The sequence below is a fragment of the Crinalium epipsammum PCC 9333 genome (genome assembly GCF_000317495.1).
Classification (GTDB): domain Bacteria; phylum Cyanobacteriota; class Cyanobacteriia; order Cyanobacteriales; family PCC-9333; genus Crinalium; species Crinalium epipsammum.
The window spans coordinates 596,658-619,326 of record NC_019753.1 but is presented as its reverse complement, the minus strand read 5'-3'; the positions used below and the strand labels follow the sequence as shown (position 1 = coordinate 619,326).

Annotated in this window: 15 protein-coding genes and 2 pseudogenes; 8 read left to right on the top strand and 9 right to left on the bottom strand. The window is 40.7% G+C overall.

Annotated features, from left to right (window positions below; genetic code table 11):
- The first annotated feature begins 34 nt into the window (after positions 1–34).
- A complete protein-coding gene (locus tag CRI9333_RS25460) occupies positions 35–919 on the top strand; it encodes a GUN4 domain-containing protein (protein WP_015201628.1) in 885 nt (294 codons plus the stop codon).
- Between the two features lie 358 nt (positions 920–1,277).
- On the opposite strand, the gene CRI9333_RS02600 is transcribed toward CRI9333_RS25460, so the two are convergent.
- From CRI9333_RS02600 to CRI9333_RS28495, 4 genes and pseudogenes are all read right to left on the bottom strand, one after another.
- On the bottom strand, positions 1,278–2,156 hold the full coding sequence (locus CRI9333_RS02600; protein ID WP_015201627.1) for a restriction endonuclease: 879 nt from the start codon (positions 2,154–2,156) through the stop codon (positions 1,278–1,280).
- 74 nt (positions 2,157–2,230) lie between these two features.
- Positions 2,231–2,386 carry a hypothetical protein gene (locus tag CRI9333_RS26465; protein ID WP_157462250.1) on the bottom strand — a complete coding sequence of 52 codons (156 nt, stop codon included), beginning with the start codon at positions 2,384–2,386 and terminating at the stop codon, positions 2,231–2,233.
- A gap of 138 nt (positions 2,387–2,524) precedes the next feature.
- A complete protein-coding gene (locus CRI9333_RS28500; protein WP_390370097.1) occupies positions 2,525–3,940 on the bottom strand; it encodes an NACHT C-terminal alpha/beta 1 domain-containing protein in 1,416 nt (471 codons plus the stop codon).
- Positions 3,941–5,092: 1,152 nt separating this feature from the next.
- A pseudogene (locus CRI9333_RS28495) lies at positions 5,093–5,572 on the bottom strand (NACHT domain-containing protein); the annotation flags it as partial.
- Positions 5,573–6,324: 752 nt separating this feature from the next.
- On the opposite strand from CRI9333_RS28495, the gene CRI9333_RS02590 reads away from it, so the two are divergent.
- Positions 6,325–6,681, top strand: coding sequence for a hypothetical protein (locus tag CRI9333_RS02590; RefSeq protein WP_015201625.1), 357 nt, complete (start codon positions 6,325–6,327; stop codon positions 6,679–6,681).
- A 680-nt stretch (positions 6,682–7,361) separates the two neighbouring features.
- Here the strand turns inward: CRI9333_RS02590 and CRI9333_RS02585 are convergent.
- Entirely contained in the window at positions 7,362–8,318 is a 957-nt protein-coding gene (locus CRI9333_RS02585; protein WP_041225871.1) for a Zn-binding domain-containing protein, read from the bottom strand.
- A gap of 93 nt (positions 8,319–8,411) precedes the next feature.
- On the opposite strand from CRI9333_RS02585, the gene CRI9333_RS02580 reads away from it, so the two are divergent.
- Entirely contained in the window at positions 8,412–9,311 is a 900-nt protein-coding gene (locus tag CRI9333_RS02580) for an IS5/IS1182 family transposase (protein WP_015201624.1), read from the top strand.
- A 40-nt stretch (positions 9,312–9,351) separates the two neighbouring features.
- Here CRI9333_RS02580 and CRI9333_RS02575 read toward each other — a convergent pair whose 3' ends face one another.
- The gene (locus tag CRI9333_RS02575; RefSeq protein WP_198013611.1) at positions 9,352–13,320 is read right to left on the bottom strand and encodes a DEAD/DEAH box helicase; all 3,969 of its coding nucleotides are present in this window, start codon (positions 13,318–13,320) and stop codon (positions 9,352–9,354) included.
- A 328-nt stretch (positions 13,321–13,648) separates the two neighbouring features.
- Between CRI9333_RS02575 and CRI9333_RS02570 the strand changes: the two are divergent.
- Positions 13,649–14,946 (top strand): annotated as a pseudogene (locus tag CRI9333_RS02570) (IS4 family transposase).
- 24 nt (positions 14,947–14,970) lie between these two features.
- On the opposite strand, the gene CRI9333_RS02565 reads toward CRI9333_RS02570, so the two are convergent.
- From CRI9333_RS02565 to CRI9333_RS02555, 3 genes are all read right to left on the bottom strand, one after another.
- Positions 14,971–15,645, bottom strand: a complete 675-nt coding sequence (locus CRI9333_RS02565; protein WP_198013610.1) for an alpha-amylase family glycosyl hydrolase — start codon at positions 15,643–15,645, stop codon at positions 14,971–14,973.
- A gap of 249 nt (positions 15,646–15,894) precedes the next feature.
- Complete coding sequence (locus tag CRI9333_RS02560) at positions 15,895–16,938, bottom strand: hypothetical protein (protein ID WP_015201623.1); 1,044 nt, start codon at positions 16,936–16,938, stop codon at positions 15,895–15,897.
- A gap of 106 nt (positions 16,939–17,044) precedes the next feature.
- The gene (locus CRI9333_RS02555) at positions 17,045–18,751 is read right to left on the bottom strand and encodes a DEAD/DEAH box helicase (protein ID WP_015201622.1); all 1,707 of its coding nucleotides are present in this window, start codon (positions 18,749–18,751) and stop codon (positions 17,045–17,047) included.
- A gap of 72 nt (positions 18,752–18,823) precedes the next feature.
- On the opposite strand from CRI9333_RS02555, the gene CRI9333_RS02550 reads away from it, so the two are divergent.
- From CRI9333_RS02550 to CRI9333_RS27220, 4 genes are all read left to right on the top strand, one after another.
- On the top strand, positions 18,824–20,854 hold the full coding sequence (locus CRI9333_RS02550) for a hypothetical protein (protein WP_015201621.1): 2,031 nt from the start codon (positions 18,824–18,826) through the stop codon (positions 20,852–20,854).
- A 300-nt stretch (positions 20,855–21,154) separates the two neighbouring features.
- Positions 21,155–21,394: a hypothetical protein gene (locus CRI9333_RS02545; RefSeq protein WP_015201620.1), complete on the top strand. Its 240-nt coding sequence runs from the start codon at positions 21,155–21,157 to the stop codon at positions 21,392–21,394.
- A gap of 66 nt (positions 21,395–21,460) precedes the next feature.
- Complete coding sequence (locus tag CRI9333_RS02540; protein ID WP_015201619.1) at positions 21,461–21,811, top strand: hypothetical protein; 351 nt, start codon at positions 21,461–21,463, stop codon at positions 21,809–21,811.
- A gap of 350 nt (positions 21,812–22,161) precedes the next feature.
- Positions 22,162–22,659 carry a hypothetical protein gene (locus CRI9333_RS27220; RefSeq protein ID WP_198013609.1) on the top strand — a complete coding sequence of 166 codons (498 nt, stop codon included), beginning with the start codon at positions 22,162–22,164 and terminating at the stop codon, positions 22,657–22,659.
- Positions 22,660–22,669 lie beyond the last annotated feature (10 nt).

Genomic DNA, 22,669 nt, shown 5'->3' with positions numbered 1-22,669 from the left:
TTGTGTAAATTTTGGGAATTTAATCAGGAGAAACATGAGCGAAAAGGAAACTTTAAAAAAAATAGCACTGCTAGCAATGACTTCTCTGTTTTCTGGAGAAGAGGATGAACAAAATAGTCTTAAAATTAAGGTTTGCTCTTTAGATGATGCAGTAGAATATGACAATCTTTTTTCTGTGTCTATTGGTGAGCCAGAAGAAGATACTGGAGATGCTGAAGCACCTTATTTTGTTGCTTTGGTAGATGTTGAAGAAGTGGATGGCGACGAGTTCAATTGCAAGGTTCTTCACGCTGAGATTATTAACGACCCAAGCGAAAATACTTTAAAGAGCCAAATGCAAAGAGAAAATTTCTTAAGAAAGTTGAAAGGTATCAAGCCACCAGATGAGCCACCAATGGATGATGTGCCGTTAATCTCAGCAGTGGGTATGGATTATACTACGCTCAGAGATTTACTAGCAGCAGGGAAATGGAGAGAAGCTGATGAGGAAACAGGCAGAGTCATGCTGAAAGTAGTAGGGAGTGAGGAAAGCGGCTGGTTATCTGATCAAGATCTCGACAATTTCCCATGTGAAGACCTCCGCACCATTGACCAACTTTGGGTAAAATACTCCAATGGACGTTTTGGCTTTAGCGTGCAAAAGTCTATCTGGCTAGAGTGCGGTGGGCAACCTAGGAATTTAGATTATGAGGGGAATTTAGATTATGAGGTTTACTTAAAGTTTGGCGATCGCATCGGACTGCGTATGAAAGACGAATGGAAAAGCTACAATGAGCTAACCTTCAGCTTAAACGCGCCCGAGGGGCATCTTCCTTATGTGGATGTCCTTATGGTTGCTTCTATTGGGTGTTCGGAGTTTGGCGAATTTGTGGGTGCAGAGAGTAGTCTCCTCTCTCGTATTGATACTTGTAACCTTTAACAGATAAGGCTTACATAGAATTGTCAAGATTTGTAAATAAGGAATTTTCCACGAAGTATTAGGCATTTTAGCAAGAATAATTTTCAGTCACATCAAGGGTTCTAGCACGATAAACTTGCTGCTGTGTTCCAACTTATAAATGCCTTCACGAGAGAATCAGCATTTGAGCCATTTTTGATAAAAATTTCTGATGATTGCTCTGGGAGCGGCGATCGCCGCTACAATCAGCTACTTTTGATTGAAGATTGATTGCAGGTCACTACACTTACTCATCTTGGAATGCTCGTGCGATCGCAATATTTGTTTGAAAAATGCAAAGTGCCATAGCTGCATTGCAGTGTTAGATGCAAACCTCAACCTATGATTGAAACTCTTGAAAAAAGTGAAGGTCAATATCATAGGTTGTACGAGGTGTTAACCCAAGCTCTAAACTCTCAAACATATCAAGTAGCTTTTCGCCGTGAACCAATTCAATAGGTGGTACACCATCACGTACCGCTTCTTTTTGAGCATCTGATGTAAACGTACCAGTTGTGAGGATAATTCCCTTATCTGCGCGACCCATCATCGCTCCACGAAAATCTCTCACTTGTGAAACCGATACCGTACCTGTATATCTTTTGCATTGAAATAGTACCTTGAAGCTGACAAAGGGATTAATTTGTAAAATACCTTGTCCATCAATTCCACCATCTCCTGTCCGCCCCAGGACAGCGACTTGTTCAAAGCCGGATTCTCTCAATAGTCGTTGACATAAACGTTCAAAACCCGATGGTGGAAGAGAAAAGAGAATTTCTAGCAGCTTTCTACGATATGAAGAGTCATCACTAACTGTTGTGTCATTAGGAGCGATCGCTTCTCCAATTGTTTCTTCTGGTTGTGATACTGCTGTATCAGCATCTCTGCCGCTCTGAAACTCCGAATGGACTAGCTTGAAAAGAGAGAGAGCTTCATCATCAGAAAAAGACTCAATTGCTCTACCCTTATCGCTCAGGCTCCAGACACCGCGTCTTGAAGAATCAACAAACCCTGCTTTGACAAGGTAAAATCTAGCCCAAGCAATTTCATTATTAAAACGTGGCGCACCGCCATCAAGTAAATCTGTTCTATCCTGTTCAAAAATATTTAACCGAAGAGCAATAACATCCCGCACCTCAGAAGGACGACCTGAACCGCCCAACTCTTTCAAGGCATTGATGACTGGTGAGAAAAAACGCACAAATTTAGGCCCGCCCATTTACTGCCTCATAATTCCGATGAAATTTCACTAAACTTTTATATCCCACATTCCGCACTTCAACTTGTAGTATGTTAAAAACCTATATTTTGGGCAATTTGGCGATTACAGAGAAAAGAAAAATTCAAGTTTTTAGACCTATGCGATCGCCAAGTTGCCCAAGTGTCATATACTACAAAAAATAATACTAAATGAAGTGCGGAATGTGGGTTATATAATAATTCAGTCACCAATTAATGCTGATGGCTGATAACTGATTGCTAACTTAAAGCTCTATTTAGCAATCTCTAGCAATGAACATTGTTCTTTCTGGGTAATTACCCTAAACCCAAAAACTGGGCAATCGCACTTCCACCTCAAATTACTGTTTAAGCTTCTAGTATCCTTCGTCTCAGCCACTTTAAAACAGCATCAATGATATCTGGATGATTTGGTGATATGGTTTCTACGTTCTCACAGGGTTGATCGGTTATGATTGCGATCGCACCCCCAAAGGTACTTAGTGGCGCTAGGCAATCTTTCCTAAATTGATTAACATTTTCTGAATTATAAAATAATAGTGCCACTGGTTTTTCTAGATTTTCCAAATTTAGCTTCCAATATATACTTAATTTCGGAAATGTAGTAGGTCTATCTTGTGGACACTCTGGACAACCTTGCTTTACCATTTGAGCGTAGATATCAGCAGCAAGCATATCTAAATCGTTGAAATTAATATTTATGTCAATGCACACAAGCTGTACTTTAGCATTGAGGATTGGCTCATTAGCAAAAGCCAAATTAATTTTTGAGAAAAATTGACTAAAGTTTAATTTTTGAGTAAGTGATGAATTACCAATAGTAATTTTTTCAGCTTTTTCGGGATTACAAGCATGATAAAAATCTAGATAATCCATATTTCTGCTACAATGCCAAAGAAGTTCATAGCAATACTGAAACTTTTCTTCATTACTATTTTGAAATTTCTTCAATATTTCTTCATTTAAGAATATTAAAATTTTATTAATATCAATGCCTATACAAATGTCTTTCAGTCTAGTAACTGCTTCTTCCGCCTTCCAATAAGAAGGAAATTTTTTAATCGACCTTAATAAGGCATAAATTGCTATTTCTTTTCCTTCTTCTATTTCACTTAATATATAAGTTATTTGAAAAGTAGTGGTTTTATCCCCTTTATTTTCAGCATCATAAAGTAACGGCTTTAATAAAGTAATATAAGTAGAAATTTCCTCTTTATTATTATTGATGTATACAATACAAAGATAATTAGATTGAATATTGCCTAATTTTTTTGAGTGGTATTGTTGATTTAATTTTATGAGTTTGTTAACTATATTTGGTTGTTTCCTAACCAACTTACCTAAATAGATAGCTGCTTCCCAACGAAGATACTCATCTAAAGAATTTTGAATAATATCAATTAGAACATCAATTGCACTTTGATTTTCAGATAATAGCTCTAGTACATCAATAGCTATTTCAAAACCTAGAACTTCTTTCACACTTGAAATTTTGCCAAACAAATTTTTGTTGGTAACTATAAAATCTTTATCAATTTTTAATATGCCTATAAATGCTTGTTTTTTTGTTAGGATACCAGAATAGGTTATTAACTTTTTTAGGGTATCTAAAGCAAACTTATTATTCGGTTGAATTTCTGCTAAGTCACCAGCAGCAAGGATTTGAGTTCGTTCAGTTTTAGAATAAGTGATTAATTCCTGTAAATAATTAATCCCTCGGCTCGGATTAATATCAATTTTTGCTAAAGATTTAGCTGATAGCATCAATATTGATTCATTGGTTAAATCTATTACTTGTTGTATACCATATCTATCTTCCCATGTACTATTGCTGGGATTGCAAGTTAATTTACTTCGAGCATCCTCAATTAAGTTAACGATAGCCTTGATGACTTCATCGTTGTATATTCCGATTTTTTCTAAAGTTTGTATTACTTCGATTTTAACTTCCCATTTAATATCATAGTCTTCCAATAAGTTGACTAAATCTCCGACAACTTTTGAAGATGAGATTTCTATCAGTGTTTTTCTTGCGTCCTCCGCAATAGGCTCGAAAAATGTTATCCATTCCCCCTCTTGTTGGTTACAATAACCAAAGCTCCATTTGATGAGTGATTTAATGACTTCATTTGCACAAGATTCGTTGTAAAGTTCGGCAATACTAGCAGCAGCTAAAAAATAAGCTTGATATTCATAAAACCCTTTATCTACTTTAGCAAAACTTTCCCACTCGCCATATTCATCCTTAAATTCAATTATTTTTCTTCTAAAATCTTCTTTTTTTTGATTTCCGACGTCAGAAAGACCAAACCAGAGTAAAATTACTTCCTTCCACTGTGGCTCAAAAATCCGATATCTTGCATCCGGATGACCTGGATTCTCAGGAATATGATTCAGGAAATAGTGCCAATCATCAATCACCAACGCTGCAAAATACTCCTGAAACGTGGGATGAAAAAACGCATAAACTGCCTTTTTTCGATTCTCCGCATCCATCCCCACCTTATTCAACCACCCCAACTGCAACGTCAACCAAAACAGCGAACCTTCCTCATCTGGCTCACCCAAAAACTCACACACAAAGTCATGCCGCAGCCGAAACCGAGTTTCTTCCTTATCAATCGCCTCCCGCGCCAACTCGCCCAACGCTGCATTTAACTGCCTCCGCTGCTTTGCTGTTGTCGAAAACGGCTCCGGCTTCCACTCATAAAAATCTGCTACGAACTGCTCATACAGCCCTGCCTTCGTCTCCGGCAGTGTTCCCTCCCCCAAATACCAGTTGAAACACAACAGCGTCAGCCGCAGCGGATTCTTCACCAAATCCCGAATTCGTTCCTTCCCAGGTGCCTTCAGAACCGCACACAATCGTTCTGCCTGCTCCACCTGCCCCCCTGACAACGCCCCAAACAACTGTCTAACAAACTGCTCCACTTGGTGCGGATAGTAAAACTCCAGCGTGCGATAGGTGTCAAACGTATCCAGCCCATTACGGTTGCCATCCCACAGATTCAACCGACAAGTCAACACAATTCGCGCCTGCGAAAGCAATCCTCCCATCCGTACCTGCCGCGAAATCTCGCTCAATGGATTGCCCGATGAAACCTGCATTTCATCTACCCCATCCAGCAACAGCCACACTCGCCCCTGCTGAAACTGAGCAACAAAGGCATCCTTAACTTGGGAAGAGGCTTCCGCTTGTCCCAGATTCCAGGCAACAGCTTGCAGCCATCGTCCCAACAAATACGGTTCTAGTTCTTGCCCTCGTAAATCTGCCAGCGACACCCAAATCGCGATTGCTCCCTCTCCCTGCTTACCCACCCATTTGGCAATCTGCTGCAACAGCGTCGTTTTTCCCACTCCCGGTTCGCCAATGATGGCAATGCGCTTCCCCCGACTCTTGGGACTTTGTCCCTGCTGTAATACCTGTTCGAGAAACTGCTCGTGTTCAAAGCGTTGGGTAATTTCAGTTTCTTCGTACAGCAATGAACCCTGCTCTGGAGGCACATCCTCTCGTCGCCGAGTCTGCCGCTTGCGCTCCACCAATCCCAGCGGCACATACACCTGTTCGGTTCGATAACTAATTCCCTCGCAGCTCGTTAGCGGGTTGGTAGTGAGCCGCAGTTGCTCCTCCAGCATCGCTTGACTGACAGCCTGCCAGTTTATAGGCTGGGCAAGTTCCTTTTGACTTTGCTGCCATTCAATAAATTTAGTATTCCATAACCATTTATAAGCCTGTTCCCAAGGACTTTTACCTTTAGGTTGTCTACCTCGCTTTGATTTTTCAATGGAGCAGCCGTTCTCCTCCAATACCTGACAAATTTTTGTTAACTCATCTTGAAATTTTTGAGTTTTATCTTCAGGAATTCGGTTCCAGACAACCTTGATTGCTAATGAAAAATTATCTTGATTGCGATTTGCTTTATCAAAACGATTTAAAAACACAGTTAATGTATCGCTTCCAAAATTGAACTGTGTTGCCATTGCATCTAAGAACCGAAATTGCTGTTCTGAGGGATTGGCTGAGTAATCCACTTCATTAAACCTATAGCCGATTTATTTCTATTTAAGTCTATTTTCCCCTAATTTAATTTCGATTTGGCAATTCCTAAACTCAAAGTCATGAAACAAATTGAATTTAGGAGTTACTGATGACTTCCCGACAAATAGTAAATCGTCGTGTTCGCTCACTAATGAATGTTGCCCTTTCACTGGGGGTTATGCTTGGTTCAGGTTTTATGTATGGTTTCGTTAAAACTGCTTTTGATTCCAAGCAGCATGAACAATCTGTCCAACCAGAACTCGGTCGCTTCGGTCGTGCAGAGTACGAACAGCTAAAACCAGGAATGTCTTTAACGGAGGTGCGGTCAATCTTGTACCGAGGTATTGAGGTTAGCCGCTCTGCAACAACAGCAACCTTTGTTTGGGAAAATCTTGACGGTTCTAAAATCACAGCTATGTTTGTGAATGACAGGCTCAAGAGTAAGGAACAGTCTGGACTGAAGTAAAAACTGGAGAAGGCGATCGCCTTTTTGAAGCAGAGTGCTTATCTGACCCAGCCTCTGATTGAGGAGAGATCGCCCTAGTCCCATTACCGGGATTGATTAATATTAATAATGGCTTTGACAGGGGAGTGCTGTTTTGTCCCTCAGCAACTTGTGCTGAGGGACTTGAACAAAGTTCAAGCCCAAACGAACCCTAAACTGTTTATACCAAATCCGGGTTAGTTACCCCCTTTTTAAATGAACCGCGAAGACGCAAAGGACGCGAAGAAAGAGAAAGAAGATAAAGGGGGTATTCAAGCAGGATTTGGTATTAGGTGTAAAGGAAATACGTCAGAGTTCCCCCTGTAATCAAGCAACAAAACGATAAGAGATAGCTGTTCTTCATCGGATAAAGTATTCCTAAATGTATTTAACGGTTTGTCAGCCCAGCCCCGTCTTAGACTCAAGTTAATTGCTGCCAAACAATGAAACTGTAAGCAAAAAACTACTATCAGATGTCGATCAAAGCAATTGAACTTTGTGCTTGATATTTTCTTAAACCTAGCCATCATGATCGCTTCACAGTATAATATTTCCACCCAGTTTCTATGGCAGCAAATTTTAACTATCCATTCGCCTGTAGCTTTTCATGTACCAGTTTTCTGCCAACACCAATTTAAAATGATGCTGCAAAAAAGTTCTTATTAAATCAGCGAAGCTAACATCTCTAACTGCGATCGCCAGTCTTGGCTGTAACAAAATACTAATACACCATAGCCAGCATTATATCTAAGGTTGTCGCGGTCGATGCGGTCTTGCTGTTGCTGTTGGGGAGAGTCGTGAACAGAGCCATCGCAGAAGATAGCTAACCGAGCTTCTTTATAAAGAAAGTCCGGCTTGCAGTTGGCTTCTGCAATCAGTTCTTGGGTGGCATCTGGTAATTTCAATCCTCGAAGATAAATCTCAGAAAGAACTTCCCGTTCAAATTGGGAATTAGGGTCAGTCTGACTTTTCAACTGTTTATACTGCTGTTCGCGATCGCCACCAGAATTATGACGATGAATAGTGCTTGAGGCTAATTGTTCTAACCAAGAGTGAATTGAGTAACGGTCTAGAAAAGGGTGGTCAAATTGGTTGCCGTAGGACAGTAAACATTCGTAACAAGCTTTGGTGCAGCTTTGTTTAATTTCTTGAAAGTGGCAGATATCTAAAGCAGTCTTAGCAATTTTTTTAAAAGCTTGAGGGTCTTCAAGAATTTGAGAAAGAACTCCTGCGCCTCCTTCTGCTGCTTCCCAAAATAGTAAGTATCCCCCTTTCCCTAGACGTTCTGAGCCAAGCTCATCTTCTTCTAGTTTGTACACTGCTTGAATAGCACGTTCTAAGGCATATTGAAGAGTTGCTAAAAAAGCTTCTTTGTCTCCTGTACCAATATTTACAGGGTCAATAACTAAGATGTTGCAGGTATCGTTAACCATTAAATTGATTTCTGTTTGCAAATTTTCTGCTACAGAATCGCTTTTCTGTTCGCCCCAAGCACCTGTTTTTTGGTCGAGTTTAAATCCCCTCTCTTGAGAACGTTTTAAGCCGCGATTGATGCGTAGTATATTAGCCGTTTCCCCATAACTTAGTCGCAGTAACTCAGTTCCGTTATCTGTTTTCACACTTGCTAATTCTTGCTTGTAGCCTAGACATCTCCAAAAAACAAAATGAGAAATCCGCAAAGATGATAAAATTGTATTTTTGCACTGCTGGTCATGAGTTCTTTACTGGAATACATCACATCTAATCCTCAAGAAACTAAACGTTTGCTCGGAATTGATTACCAACAATTGCAATGGTTAATCGTAGAAGCAGAAGCTCTTTTCAATCAATCCCAAGCTGTAGAAGAAGAATCCAAAGTTAGAATAATAAAAAAAGGTGGTGGTAGAAAGCCAAAATTAGCTGTAACAGAGCAAATATTATTAACTTTAGTTTATCTGCACCATATGCCGACATTTCAACTACTAGGTGTGCAGTTTGGGGTGAGTGAATCAACGGCACACAATATATTCCATGACTGGATAAAAATTTTGGGTGAATTGTTGCCACCCTCACTTTTAGAACAAGTAAAAAAAAAATCCAATAATTGGGAAAAATATAAAGAAGTCCTGGAGCAGTGGATATTAGTAGTAGATAGCTCAGAACAAGCCAGGGAAAGACCTACCGATTACAGCAACCAGAAAAAGTATTATTCAGGAAAGAAGAAAAGCCATACACTAAAAAATCAGTTTATTATTTTACCAGATGGTTCAGAGATAGTAGACGTGACAATAGGGAAGCCTGGCCCAAGTAGCGATATCAATTTGTTTAGAGAGCGACGAGAAAAATTTGCAACTAGCCAAAAGTTTAAAGCGGACAAAGGTTATATAGGAGAAAGTCAAATTGAAACTCCACATAAGAAACCTAAGCTTCAAGAGTTAAGCATTGACCAAAAGCGAGAAAACAAGGAAATATCAACACAACGAATTGTAGTTGAACATATCATTAGATTGGTAAAAATTTTTCGAGTGGCTACTGAGCGATTTCGGTTGAGACCAAAACATTATGACCAAGTAATCCAGATAGTTTGTGGTTTAGTTAGGTTGAGGATTGGAGCCTTAATGCTAGCAATGTAAAAAATTTGAGCTTTTTAGAAATTCTTGCTATGTAAGCCTGTTAATCTTTGGGTTCTAAATTAACTTGAATTAGCTCAAAGCCTAATTCAGTCGTATTTTTGCTCTTGGCGATCGCACAAGCTGAAAAACCATCAAAACCTTTCACAGAAAGGTTTTGATGGTTTCTGGATATGTCTCCTGCATAGCGGAAATGGGTGGTAATGTTGTAGCCGTATTTAAGCCGCTCTTCTTCGTCGCAGGTAATACGCTCCCGCCGCCGCGTCATCATAGTTTCCATTTTCAAGACGCGGTTTAATTTTGCAGGATTGCCGTAGCTATCTGGCACGATTCTGGCACCACAGTTTTCACAAATTTCCCGTAGAAAGTTGTCACCGTCGTGAAAATAGCCGCAATTAGGACAAACACTAATGCGCTGATATTCATTTTCAATTCCTCCCAAGGGAACTTTCGTTTTAGCTACTTGAAATTTACTGCCTTCGTAGTAAATAACGTTGCTGGGAGCAAATTCGCGTAGGGCAACAACGCGGACGCGGGAGATAAATTCCCCAGAGTCTCCAGAGGGAACGTAGGCGCGGACTGGTAGACGGGGGAAGTTATACCCAGGTAGAAATCCTTCGGCAGCAAAGTAGCGGTAGGGGTAAAATTCAAATTGCGTTTGACTGCGATTTTTATTGGTGTGTCCCACTAGCAGGTCTGTTTGTCGTTGTGCTTCTCTTTGCTGTGCTTCGGCATTTTGGCGTTCTTCTGCGGTAGCAGTGCCTCTAGCAGAACGATCTATAGTCCGACGAGCTTCTTCTAACTGGAGAGTAGCATCACTGTAGAGTCTGCGCCAGCGATCGCACGCTCGATCAAAAGCGTTGAGGGCGTTTTCTAAGGTGTGGCGTAGCCAATCAACAGAGTACCAGGAGGTGCGGCTAAAGTCTGCTTGACAGAAACTATCTGCCAGGATGGATTGAGTGGCTTGCAGACATTTACTCAAACCTTCGGATGTTAAAGTAAGTTGCGATCGCACATCATCTTTTAAGGGATACCCATCCAGATCCAAATCTAAAATTTGATTGAGAGAATCACCGAACGATAACCCAGTATATGCTAACCAAATTGAATAAATGTGAGACTTAATTAAGTCTTCATTACCCAGTTCTAATTTAGGTGGAGCGACTACACCAGCTACCATTTGTTGAGGGCGTTTAAAGAAATATTGGTCGTGTCCACTCCCCACAGAAGCATAGGTAATTACCAAAGCTTCTTGACCACTTCTGCCTGCTCTACCACTGCGTTGAGCATAATTAGCTGGAGTTGGAGGAACATTCCGCAGATGCACAACGCTGAGGTCAGAAATATCAATTCCTAGCTCCATTGTAGGAGAACAAAATAGCGTTGCTAGAAGCCCAGCGCGAAACCTTTCTTCCCGCTCTTGTCGGTCTTGATTTTTGACTTGACCTGTATGTTCTCGTCCCTCCATTGCTTGAATTTTACGAGCATTAGTGGCGTAGAAATCTTGAAAAAATTGGTTGACGGAAATTTGACTTGCTTGGCTTCCTTGCAAGTGACGAGAGGTGAGCGGATCTGAAGGAATTTCGCGTAGTTTTGAGGCTTTCCACAATAAAGCATCTATCCGCAGTTGTACTTCTGCACCTTCTTTCAGTAAATAACCAGCATCACACAGAGCATCAATTAAGGTATTGATTAACTCTGCTGCTTCTGTTTCTAATAAAGGTTGCTGGAGCCAACTCCAAGCTCTATCAGAACGTAGAAAGCGACCAATCTTTCCTTTAGCAGTTAGTTTAAGCTTGGCTCTACCTTTTTTGGAATCGCCACTAACTGTAGTTGCCCAGGTAGCTTCGTGGAGAAGTTCATATTCATCAAATTTCCAAGGCTCTTTGATTGCTTGTTCTACATCTCGCTTTAATTGTTCTACCTTGTTTAGTTGCAACAGGGCCGCATCAATTACTAATTCTTTTCGTAACTGATCTAAAAGTGCTTTGGCTACTATATATCGCTGTTCTGGAGTAGCTTTTAATAGTACGGGATGGGGGTATTTATTCCAGAGACGAATGTCGTTACAAGCTTCTTTTAATTCTGGATATTCAATTGTTAGTAACCCACACTGTTCTAAGTTCGGTTGAACAATGCGCCAACCCCGACGCAAGTCTTCATAAAGGCGATATTCAATGAGTTTGAGAAATGCTTCTTCATTTCTGCGTTTACCAATCCCATAGTCAGCAGGTTGCTTGGCGTAGTCATCTTGGGACAAACCCATGTGTTCGATAACTGCGCTGGCGAGTTCGCTGTGGGTTAATTCTTGATTCGTTTGCAACGCGCTGTTGAGGGCAGCCCTTAAGAAACTGGTTTGCACGAAATCATTAAAATGACCTGCTTGCAGGGAAGCATCTTGACGGTTATCCGTGAAGCTGAGAATTTTAGATGCTTCCTTGCTGACGGCGGGGCTAGATTTGAGGCGACTGACGGTAGAGAGGCACAGTAGCGTGGTGGCGGTGCTGCGTCCTTCGGTGCTGAGGCGGGAAAGTTTAGCGAATTCGTTCTTGCGTTTGTCGTGAGTAACACCGCAGTTGAGGCAGGTAAGGAAGGGTTTACGCAAAAACCAGCAAGCTGTTCCTTCTAATAAGGAAGCTGTGACTTGACCGTTGGGTAAAACTTGGAGTTTTTGGGGTATAAAGTTGGCGTATTCTTTTTTGGCTACCCGCCCTCGCTTTTTGGTTTCTGTGAACCAATTATCGGGTAAGCGGTCTTCGTCGCTGGCATCCCAAAGCCCTGGCTCATCTAAGGTGAGGTAGCCTTCGTAGGTATCTTCGTCGTTGGTATCTAGGGCTTGGGGTAGTGTAGGAGTAACGGTTCCGTCGTCGGTGTCGTAGCGTACTACATAGTATTCTTGTCCGCAATCACGGCAGAATACTAAGGGGTAAAGCAGGCGATCGCCTGTTGTGGCATACTGTCCTTCTAAGCTGAGAAAGCGTTGGTGTTGTTTCTCGACTGTGGCGTAAACACTACCTCCTTGGGAGATAAATTGATGCAGACGAAAAGCAAGTCCTTTGGTTTTACTACCCCAGAGAAACATTTGTTTAAGAGTATCTAAGCAGGTAGCGGCGGCAACTTGGGTAATTTCCGCAAGTTTGGTTGCTCCAGTTTCTAGGGAAATGGGAGTGCGTCGTACTAAATGCCCGTCTTCTTCGGCTAAACCGAAGTTCATCTCTATCCAGCTACTCAGGGGATGAGTTTTGAAGGCTGCTAAAGTTTGTTCTGATTCAACTGGTAAGGTAAAGCTATCTCGGAGTTCGTCGTTACTGGGTTCGGCGCGGGTTATAGAACGCTCTAAGGTTTCATCTATGACGTTTTCGGCTTTAACTTCTACCCCAAATAATTTACTGGCAACTCCAGCAACAGTTTGACGGCGTGAGCTACGGTTGCCTTCTGTGGACATGGTGGCAGATGTGCCGATACACAGCAAGTCTTTACCGCACCTCTGGCGTAATTTGCGAATTAAAATTGCTACGTCTGCACCTTGTCGTCCGCGATAAGTGTGCAATTCATCCAGTACCAGAAATTTCAAATCTGGGGAAGCTACCAATTTATCTTCGTGAGTGCGCGTGAGCATTAGCTCTAACATCACGTAGTTGGTTAGTAGAATTTGAGGCGGGTTGCTCTGAATTTCAGTTTTTTTGGTTAAGCTTTCTTGTCCCGTATATTGTTCAACGCGGATGTGAGTATTAGGAACTTGGCTTAAAAATTTATCAAATTCTTCTTTTTGAGAGTTAATTAAGGCGTTCATTGGGTAAACAAGTATTGCCCTTACGCCTTGAATATCGGGATTTTTTAATAAGTCGTCAAAGATAGGAACAACATAAGTCATGCTTTTACCAGAACCTGTTCCTGTGGTGAGAACGTAAGGTTGTTGACGGTGTGCAGTTCTAAATGCTTGTTCTTGGTGATAATGAAAACGGAATGGGTTGCCGTTTTGGGAAAAGTAACGGCTACATTCAGGATGCAAGATGCCTTGTTTTACCAGTTCGGTAACGGTAGCACCAAATTTATAACTAGGATTAATTTGTAGTAACGGATCTGGCCATAACTGCCCACGATTTAATTCTTCTTCAACAAACTTTTCTACCTTTTCGTCTCTAATTTTTAAGAAGCTTTGAATGTAGCGACGGTCATTGGTGACAAGTTAAGGAAAAGAGAAAATTGTCAAGGGTGGTATTTGGCTAGGTCAAAAATCGTGAGAAACTCAGTCTAGACAAGTAGTTGAGCGATTTAGACCAGCCATGACACAAAGCCGAAAAACCAATCGAGACCATGCGAAAAAGAAACAACGACCACTGGTGGAAGACGAAGTAATAGCCAAGCAATTGGAAAAATTACTGACACCAGCCATTACAAATCAAGAAAATTACTACCGAAAATTAGGACTCAGAGAACGGATACTGAATTTACCGTTGATGATGGCGGCGGTGTTGACCTTGCTGTGGCGAGATGTGGCAGGAGTCAGAGAACTAACAAGAATGTTAGCCAGAGATGGTTTTCTGTGGTGTAGTCCCACAAAAGTTAGTCAACAAGCGGTATCACAAAGATTTTTAACATTTCCATCTGAATTATTTGAAAAAGTATTTAAAGATTTATTGCCGAGTTTAAGAGCAACTTGGCATAGTAGAAATCAACGTCCATTGCCAGAAAGTATTCAATTTACCTTGTCAAAATTTGAGAAGATTTGGATAGTAGATGGGTCAACATTGGAGGCATTGTTTAGGAAGTTAAAAAGCTTAGAAGAGACTCAAAGAGGGCAATTAGCCGGAAAAATGAGTACAGTAATTGATTTAATGACTAGATTACCTGTAGAAATTTGGTTTGAAGAAAATTCTAAAGCTTCTGATATTAAACTTGAAGAAAACATTCTAAATTTAGTAACAAAAAACACCTTGCTGTTATTGGATAGAGGGTTTTATCACTTTAATTTTTGGTTTCAATTAATTGAGAAAAAAGTAGATTTTATAACGAGAATAAAAAAGGAGCAGCAATCAAAGTAGAACAAATATTTACCGATAGTTATGAACTGAGAGATCGGAAGATACGCTTTGGTTCTGGCACAAAGAAGACTCCATTTATTACCTTGCGTTTGATTGAAGTCAGGTCAGGAAAAACCTGGCATTCTTATTTAACCAGCGTCCTAGACCCTAATATTTTACCCCCTTATGTGGTAGCAGATTTATATCGGCGGCGGTGGCGGATTGAAGATGCTTTTAACACAGTCAAGAGGCTTTTAGGTTTAAGTTATTTATGGACGGGTTCAATCAATGGAATTAAGTTACAAATTTGGGCGACCTGGTTATTTTATGCGGTTTTAGTAGATTTAGGTGATGCCGTAGCAGATGAACTTGCTCTCCCCTTCGACGAGATTTCATTAGAAATGATTTATCGCGGTCTTTATCATTTTACTATGGCTCATCAGAAAGGTAAGGCAACAGACCCCGTTAAGTATTTTGCTGATCCCGAAAATCGAGATTTAGGTATTATCAAACAGCAACGAAACCCCAATGTTAAGTTGATTGTCGCTCCTTTTCCCAATCTTCAACGAGGGTCTGACCAGTTTTTTTTCAACAATTCTCTGAAAGCCTCTTGACAAAACAGTTACAGGCTTAACTTGTCACCAATGGTCTTCATCTTCTTCTTGAAAGTCAGTATTACCTCGGTTGTGGTAGTAGATGGGGTCATTAAGCCAGTTTGGTTTCTTGGTCGTCTTGTCACTCTCATTCAGAAACTCTGGCGTGTACGGGAAGCTAACATTGGCATCAAGTTTAGGAAATTTCATTCCCACGTAGTTGCGGTCGTCGAAGGTTTCGCCCTGCGCTGTCTTGTACGGGAACTGAGTCTTGTTGCGGTAACTGTTTTTGCCTTCTTTGTAGGAGATCACGTCAGCGGTGTGGTTGGTGATGATATCAAAGAAAACCTTCATGCCGCGTGTGTGGGCTTCTTTGATGAGGGTCTGGAGTTCCTCGTTGGTACCCAAATGCGGGTCAATTTGGGTGAAGTCAGTAATCCAGTAGCCGTGGTAGCCAGAGGAAGATCCAGCAATTGTGCCGTCACCTTGTACAGGCTTATTCTTGAATACTGGGGTCATCCAGATCGCTGTTACACCCATACCCTTAAGGTAGTTAAGCTTGCTTCTTAGTCCCGCAATATCGCCACCGTGGTAGTAGCCCTTATGCCTGGGATTGTAGCCGTGTCGCAGCACGTCTTTATCTGTATCTCCACCAAGGCTATCAGTATCGTTGACATCGTTACCGTTGGCGAACCTGTCGGGCAGGACGAAGTAGAACACAGAGTCTTGGACAGGGTGTCGTCGGCTCGACTGAACTAATTGTCTATCGGAGGTACTAGACCTAGCTTGAGTACCGTTCACAATCAGAGGCGGTACGATTGGTAGTGTTGCTGCTAGGGCAAATAGAACAATAAATCTAGCTTTTGACATTGCTGCTCGTTTTAAGTTTAATGAATTTTAATAAGGAGTGGTTAAAGACTTACAGACAACAGTATGAACCCTTGCGTTACGAATGTAGAAGTAGCAAAATTATCGTTCCTTCCAAATTGTTGGTGAGATAATTTTGGCATCATCATCGTCCAAATAAAAATTGTATACAGGTTCTCCCGAAACTTCGCACCGCAAGGGTTCAATTATTTTAGTGAAAGGGTTCCAAACGGCTATGACTTCACGTTGAGCTTTTTTGCGAATAAGTTCGCATTGAATATGTACCGTAGGTAAATAGATAATCATGGCACTGTGCAAATAAGCTTCTACCCGCATGGCATAACGCTCTTGTACATCTGCTAGCTTTCTATCTAACTCTCTATGTGTTGCTTCAATTCGTGCTAATTCCTTTTGTTTATCTTCTCCTTCTAATTGCTTAAATTCAAGTTTGGAGCGAATTTCTTGAGCTATAGTGCCGTAATATGTTTTCAGCCTTTCTTCATCCCTAGCTCTAGCTCTATTTAACTTTGCAGACCAATTTTCTAAGTCAGTTTTAATTAATTGAGTTGAAGTTTGTTCGATTAAATTTGACAATTCCTCCTCTGCCATCATGGGTGGATGATTGGTGTTGTCCACAGGTACGATATCAGACTCCCACAACAAAGCATCTCCGATGTCTACTGGCGTAACTTTGGTTAACTCGTTGATAATAAAAGAAACCATGCCAATTCTTTTTTCATCTGCCTCTGCTGTATAAGCAACATGACACCAAAGATAACGTGTGGTAGCAGGTTTAGCATCTAAATAACGAAGTAAACCATTTTGAGGGGCAATTTTTTGAAGTAATAATTTATCGAACCCTGTTGTTTTTAAGTAACCATTGTATTTAACTTCTAAGGCAGTAACAGCCCCTCTAATTTGGAGGAGTGCGTCAAATTTTTTCAGGAGTTCTGAATGATAAGTAACAAAAGAACTATTAGGAATATCGGCTCTAGTACTGAAGGTAACTTCTTCGCCTACGTCCAGAATTTTAGCAATATTTTCAGTTAATAGTACGCTGAGGGAGTGGTTTCCGGCTGGTTCTACTATGCCATCGTGTAGTGAGACAAGTTGAGCTAGTGTAGAAAGAATAGGATCGTCAATCATATAATCAGGAAACAAACGTGAAAAATTCAAAAAAAATAACTAATCTATAAAATTAAGTTAAAAACCTAATTTTCGATCCCTGATTTTTTGGTTGTGACTCTTCACATTAAGCTTCAAATTCTTCACCAAAAATTTGCTCATCTAGTTCACTGGTTTCTCGATATTGCTCTTTGGCTTTTAATAATTCATCTGCTAATTGACCAAAGGCTGTATTCAGTTCAGCTTGTGATTGATTTTTTAGCCAAATATCCATGACTACCTCGCTAAAATCAAATTCATCATCTACCTGACCCAATATTGTTTCTATTTCACCAACGACTAATTCAAACATATTGATTTTATCGTGTAATATACCTAAAATATATTCTTCAATGCTGCCTTGAAGACAAAAATTAAAAATAAAAACATCTTGTGTTTGTCCAATTCGATGAATTCTCCCAATGCGTTGTTCAATCTTCATGGGATTCCAAGGCAAGTCATAGTTGACAATTGCATTAGCAAACTGGATGTTACGTCCTTCCCCACCTGTCTCAGATGCCAGCAACACGGGTACGCTATCTTTAAATGCTGCAATGGCAGCATCTTTCTGGTTTAAAGACATATCTCCCAAAAATTCTGCAAATGGGATACCTGCTGACTCTAAAGTTGAGGCTAAATAGGAACTGGTGGCTCTATGAGTGGTAAATACTATGGTTTTCTGTTTGGATTGTTTTAACAAGTCCACCAAAGCCTTAGCTTTTTCTACTTGTTTAATTTGAGCAGCGCGTTTAGTCAATGTTTTTATTTCATCGCTGGGTAATCTTTTAGCAAGGTTCTTGAGAGATTCTGCTAAGGCGCGACTAGAAGAACCCGCTCGCATTAACAAATTAGTGCGGGAAAATTTATCTAGGCTTTGTTGTGAGCGTAAGTATTGAGTTAAGTCCTGATAAAGTTTCTCTTCTTGTTGAGAAGGAGTGACAGTGATGGTAGTAGCGAAGCGTTTGGGTAATTTGACATCCACAAGAGAGCGGGTATTGCGTATCATCACTTCACGCATCAACTGACGCAGCTTCTCTGGGTTTTTGGGGACTCGTCCATTTTTGGAGGAGACATATTCTTTTTTGAAAGCTGCTTCAGTTTGCAATAATCCTGGCTTGAGGAGGGTTAAGAGATTAAATAATTCCACCAGAGAGTTTTGTACTGGTGTGGCGGTGAGCATTAAAATAAATCGCTTGTTGAGGGCGTTGACGAGTTTCCAATTCAGGGTAGAGCGGTTTTTAAGGTGGTGGGCTTCATCGACTATGACTAAATCCCAGTTTCTCTTGGTGACGTAGGGAAAATGTTTAGATGATTTGGCAGTGTTAAGAGAGGCGATTATTCTGGGGTTGGATGTCCAGAAATCATCAGTATTTTCTTGCAGTTGCTTGGAGTCGGTAGTAACGGTATCGATGTTAAATTTATCAGCTAATTCTAGTTGCCATTGAGAGACAAGGGATGCTGGGGTTAAAACCAGTAGGGATTGAATTTGACCTCTGGCGATGTATTCAGCACAAATAAGTCCGGCTTCAATGGTTTTTCCGAGTCCAACTTCGTCGGCGAGTAAGGCACGTCCTCCTAGTTGTCTGAGAACTTTTCTAGCAGTTTCGATTTGATACCAATGTTTGTCTATTTTAGTCAGGGTAGGCAGACATACAAGCTGGTCGTAATCTGCCATTAAGGATAATTGAAATAAATCTCTGCGAGCTTGGTAATATTTGATGGGGTCAGCTTGCCCTGTATGAAGTGCAGCTAAGGCTTGTGAGTGGGTAAATTTGAATGAGTAGAAATTATCCATTGTAAATTGCTTGTGCTAATTAATAGAACTCCCGTAAAGTTATTAAAATCAATCATGGTCAAAAAATAAACCATGTTTAAGCTTTCAAATTCGTGCCAGAAAAAAACTTCCTTACACATAACTAATGAAGTTAAAGATTCGGAATATATTGCACCAACAGACGAAGTAAGCAAAACCAGACTCCAAAGCTCCCGCCGATCAAGAATACCCTGGCAACTGTGGGTAAGCGCAACACTAATCCTATCTGGGAGTTTAAGCTTTATCGGCGTATCAGTTTTGCTGAAGCTGCCATCAGCGCCCAACTGCCCCAAAATATTCATGCTGACGGCTTCTGCATCCATGCGCTTGTACTGCGCGGAGCTAGCTGCCAGCAAACAAACCGTCGATAACTTAATAGAGGCTATTGGATTAATCAGTACTTTACCAGCCAACCACGCAATGCACTCAGAAATTGAGCGCCGAATAGAGAAATGGTCGCGGGACATCCTTAGATTAGCTGATAATTCCTTTCAAGAGGGGAAACTAGATGAGGCGATAGCCGCCGCTAAAAAAATTCCCGAACATCCGAAAGTAACGCCAGTGGCGATCGCCAAGATTGAAGAATGGCAACTAATTTGGTCAACCGCCCAAAAAATATACGACACAGCAATTAGTTACATCAAAAGTTTAAAGTGGTCGGAAGTTTTCCCGGAAGCTGTAAAACTCACAAAGTTGGGGAATGAGTATTGGGGCAACATTAAATACAACCAGCTAATAGATATACTGCAACTTACTCAAAAAGAGAATGAGCAACTAGACATCGGATATGACTTGGTATTCCAAGGGGGAGTAGAAAATTTATACAAAGCTATTAAAATAGCCCAAAGCATTCCACCTACAAGTTTAATTTTCAAAAAAAGTACGGATTTAATTACTAAAAGCGGGACAATTTTAGTAAAAATTGCCAAAAATAAACTCAACAGCGGCAATTGGAAAGAAGCACTATCAATAGCCAAAAATATCCCACCAGAGCCAACGCTGGAAGCGGAAGCTAAAGACATCATTGATTTAGCTTCCGCAGTTGGACGCGCCAATGAGGGGGAGGTTAGCGATTTGGAAGTTGCGATCGCAATGGCAAAGCAACTCAAAAGTGAGCGCCCGCTGTTCGAGCAAGCTCAACGCCTAATTTTCAAATGGACATTGGAAATAACCGACGTAGAGCATTTAAACGAAGGGCGAAATCTAGCTGCGCCTGGGGGAATGAACGATCTGCTTGCAGGGATTAGTGAAATTAATAAAATCCCCATTAACAACCCCCGATATGGTGAGGCTCAACGCCAAGCCTACAAATGGAGACAGCAGATTCAGACTATTGAAGACCAGCCGATACTTGACGATGCCAATGCTCTAGCTGCTGGAAATAGAACAGAAGATTTACTCGCCGCAATTGATACAGCCAAGCAGATATCGTCAGGGCGTGCGCTGTATCCAGCCGCCTCAAAACAGATTCGGGAGTGGTCGAATATTGTGGAAACTCTACAAGATAGACCAATACTTGAACAAGCTCAAGGATATGCCCGCAGTAACAATGCTGACAACTTAAGGACAGCCATAAGCATAGCTAGGCAAATTACTAAGGGACGCGCATTGTATGAGGAGGCAAGTTCTCAAATTGCAGCTTGGAGAACCCTAATTAGACAACTAGAAGCACCCACACCCAACAATTCAACAGAAGAAGAAATTGTCAAAGATTCTAATACTAATATTGAAATAACTGAAACCAGATTACCCAAATCACAAAAATCTATAACAAGTACGGTAAAAAGCGAAGACTCGGATGCGATCGCATCAACTAATCTACGAAGCGCCTATGAAGCTGCCAATGGTGGGACTGTAGAAAGCCTTAGTAGAGCTATCAGGACAGCTTCATCCATTCCTTCAAAAAGTAGTGACAAAGCCGAAGCAACCGAAGCTATCAATAACTGGAGTGAACAATTATTTGCGATCGCACAAAGTCAGGCAGAGAGTAATGTCAAACTGGCGATCGCCACAGCCAAAAAAATACCTAAAAATGCTGCTATTTATCCTACAGTTCAATTGCAACTAACCGAGTGGGAAAAATAACACTTGTTGATACTAAATTTTTATCTAAATGTAAACTAAAATTACTAATTAATAATAGTTTTTAGTGGTTTTGAAGCATAAAAAGAAATAGCTTACAATTGCATAAATTATTGTAGTGGCAACTTTATTTGAAAAGTTGTCACTACAGAACAAATAGAATACCTACTGTTGTAGTGATAACTTTTTGAGGTAAATTTAACACTACAATAATTTATGGTTATACTACTATCCGTATTACTAAAAAACAAGAAACAACTTTATTTAATACTTCAAATCATACAAATCATAGGAGCAAAGATAATGGCAAAGATAACGGCAATGCCTTCAGAAATAGAAAATGCAATTGAAAAATTGATCAACCCTGGTGAAGGGTGTGAATCTGATAGCATTTACCTTTTTGACGACGATGAATCATGGCAGTCGGGCAAACACAAACTCAAAAACTTAATTAACTGCCCTCATACAATGGCGTGGTCTTATGGACATCGGCTCGAAGCCATTGAAATAACGGAAAACCTCAAACTGGTTTTAACGCAGTAAATATGCGTACTTCAATCGCACTACCGCAAACATCAAACATTACAAACTTAATTTAAGTACGCGCATATGATTACCCAACTACCACTAGAAACGCAACTAGCGATCGCAAAAATCCTAGAGGAACACTACCAGCACCGACGCTTCAACCTAACGACAGACGTGAAAGTGACGTATTCATTTGTTGAAATTGAATTCAAAGGTTATTTTGCGGAGAGCTTTGACCCAACAAACCGTCCTTATCCTGACCCATTTCACGAATTTTATAGATCTAAGTGTCACGATTTTGACTTGCATTGGGGAAACCTTGAACTCAGTCTGTCAGCCTGGTGGAGATCAGAAATTTTCTCGCTAAATTACACACCAAATTCGCGGGTGTGGATAGGAGAGGAAGGCGAAGAAATTGCTAGACCACATTGAGGCGATCGCACAGGCACTCTACCCGATTCTGTTAAAGCATTTTCCAAAGTAAGACAGGAAGCGATCGCTTCCTATCACACAAATTTTAATCAACCTAATATGCACAGGAAATTTTCTTGAGAAAAGTAGAACGAGCTTGCAACTTAGAGATTATGGTCTGTTTCAGGATGTTAACAACCCACCTTCAGGGGGCGACAAGCGCCCCCAAAGCTTTATGTGCAAAGGTTTTGGCGCTAAAGCGCCAAGCAGAAAAACGTCGGCTTATTGACAACAGACTCTAAATAGAGAAAAAAGTATTAAGTTATGTTAAAAAGGAACGGTCTCGCTATCAACACAAGACCAAAACAATAATGTTGCCATCATTTTATCAAAAATACCTGGAAAGATACCTCAAACCAGCACAATTAATCACCCTAAAAATGCTAGTGTGGTTATTACAATCCCAGAAACAAGTACGCATAGAAAGATTAGCAGCGACTCTACCCTTACCCATTTTAGAAAACAGTCGCCGCCGCCATATTCAACGTTTTTTATCTCTGGGTTCACTAAGCGTGCTGGCTATATGGTTTCCCTTAATTAGAGAGATTCTTGATCCTCAAATTAAAACTGGATCTCAGCTAATTATTGCTATTGATAGAACTCAATGGCGAGAAAATAATGTCTTGATGGTTAGCGCCATTTATCAAAAAAGAGCTTTTCCCATATTCTGGACATTGTTGGATAAAAAGGGTGCCTGCAATCTAGCAGAACAAAAACAAGTATTACGTCCAGTAATTCGGCTATTAAATAAATATCAATTAGTGGTCGTTGGCGATAGAGAGTTTCATAGCATAGAGTTAGCACAATAGTTACACCGTC

Bases quoted from the DNA above. Each gene is read 5' to 3' on its own strand.
- CRI9333_RS02590 (WP_015201625.1), top strand. From the start codon at position 6,325: ATGACTTCCCGACAAATAGTAAATCGTCGTGTTCGCTCACTAATGAAT.
- CRI9333_RS28500 (WP_390370097.1), bottom strand. From the start codon at position 3,940: ATGCTATCAGCTAAATCTTTAGCAAAAATTGATATTAATCCGAGCCGA.
- CRI9333_RS27220 (WP_198013609.1), top strand. From the start codon at position 22,162: ATGTTGCCATCATTTTATCAAAAATACCTGGAAAGATACCTCAAACCA.
- CRI9333_RS02600 (WP_015201627.1), bottom strand. From the start codon at position 2,156: ATGGGCGGGCCTAAATTTGTGCGTTTTTTCTCACCAGTCATCAATGCC.
- CRI9333_RS02560 (WP_015201623.1), bottom strand. From the start codon at position 16,938: ATGATTGACGATCCTATTCTTTCTACACTAGCTCAACTTGTCTCACTA.
- CRI9333_RS02580 (WP_015201624.1), top strand. From the start codon at position 8,412: ATGAGTTCTTTACTGGAATACATCACATCTAATCCTCAAGAAACTAAA.
- CRI9333_RS02540 (WP_015201619.1), top strand. From the start codon at position 21,461: ATGATTACCCAACTACCACTAGAAACGCAACTAGCGATCGCAAAAATC.
- CRI9333_RS02545 (WP_015201620.1), top strand. From the start codon at position 21,155: ATGGCAAAGATAACGGCAATGCCTTCAGAAATAGAAAATGCAATTGAA.
- CRI9333_RS25460 (WP_015201628.1), top strand. From the start codon at position 35: ATGAGCGAAAAGGAAACTTTAAAAAAAATAGCACTGCTAGCAATGACT.
- CRI9333_RS02555 (WP_015201622.1), bottom strand. From the start codon at position 18,751: ATGGATAATTTCTACTCATTCAAATTTACCCACTCACAAGCCTTAGCT.
- CRI9333_RS02550 (WP_015201621.1), top strand. From the start codon at position 18,824: ATGTTTAAGCTTTCAAATTCGTGCCAGAAAAAAACTTCCTTACACATA.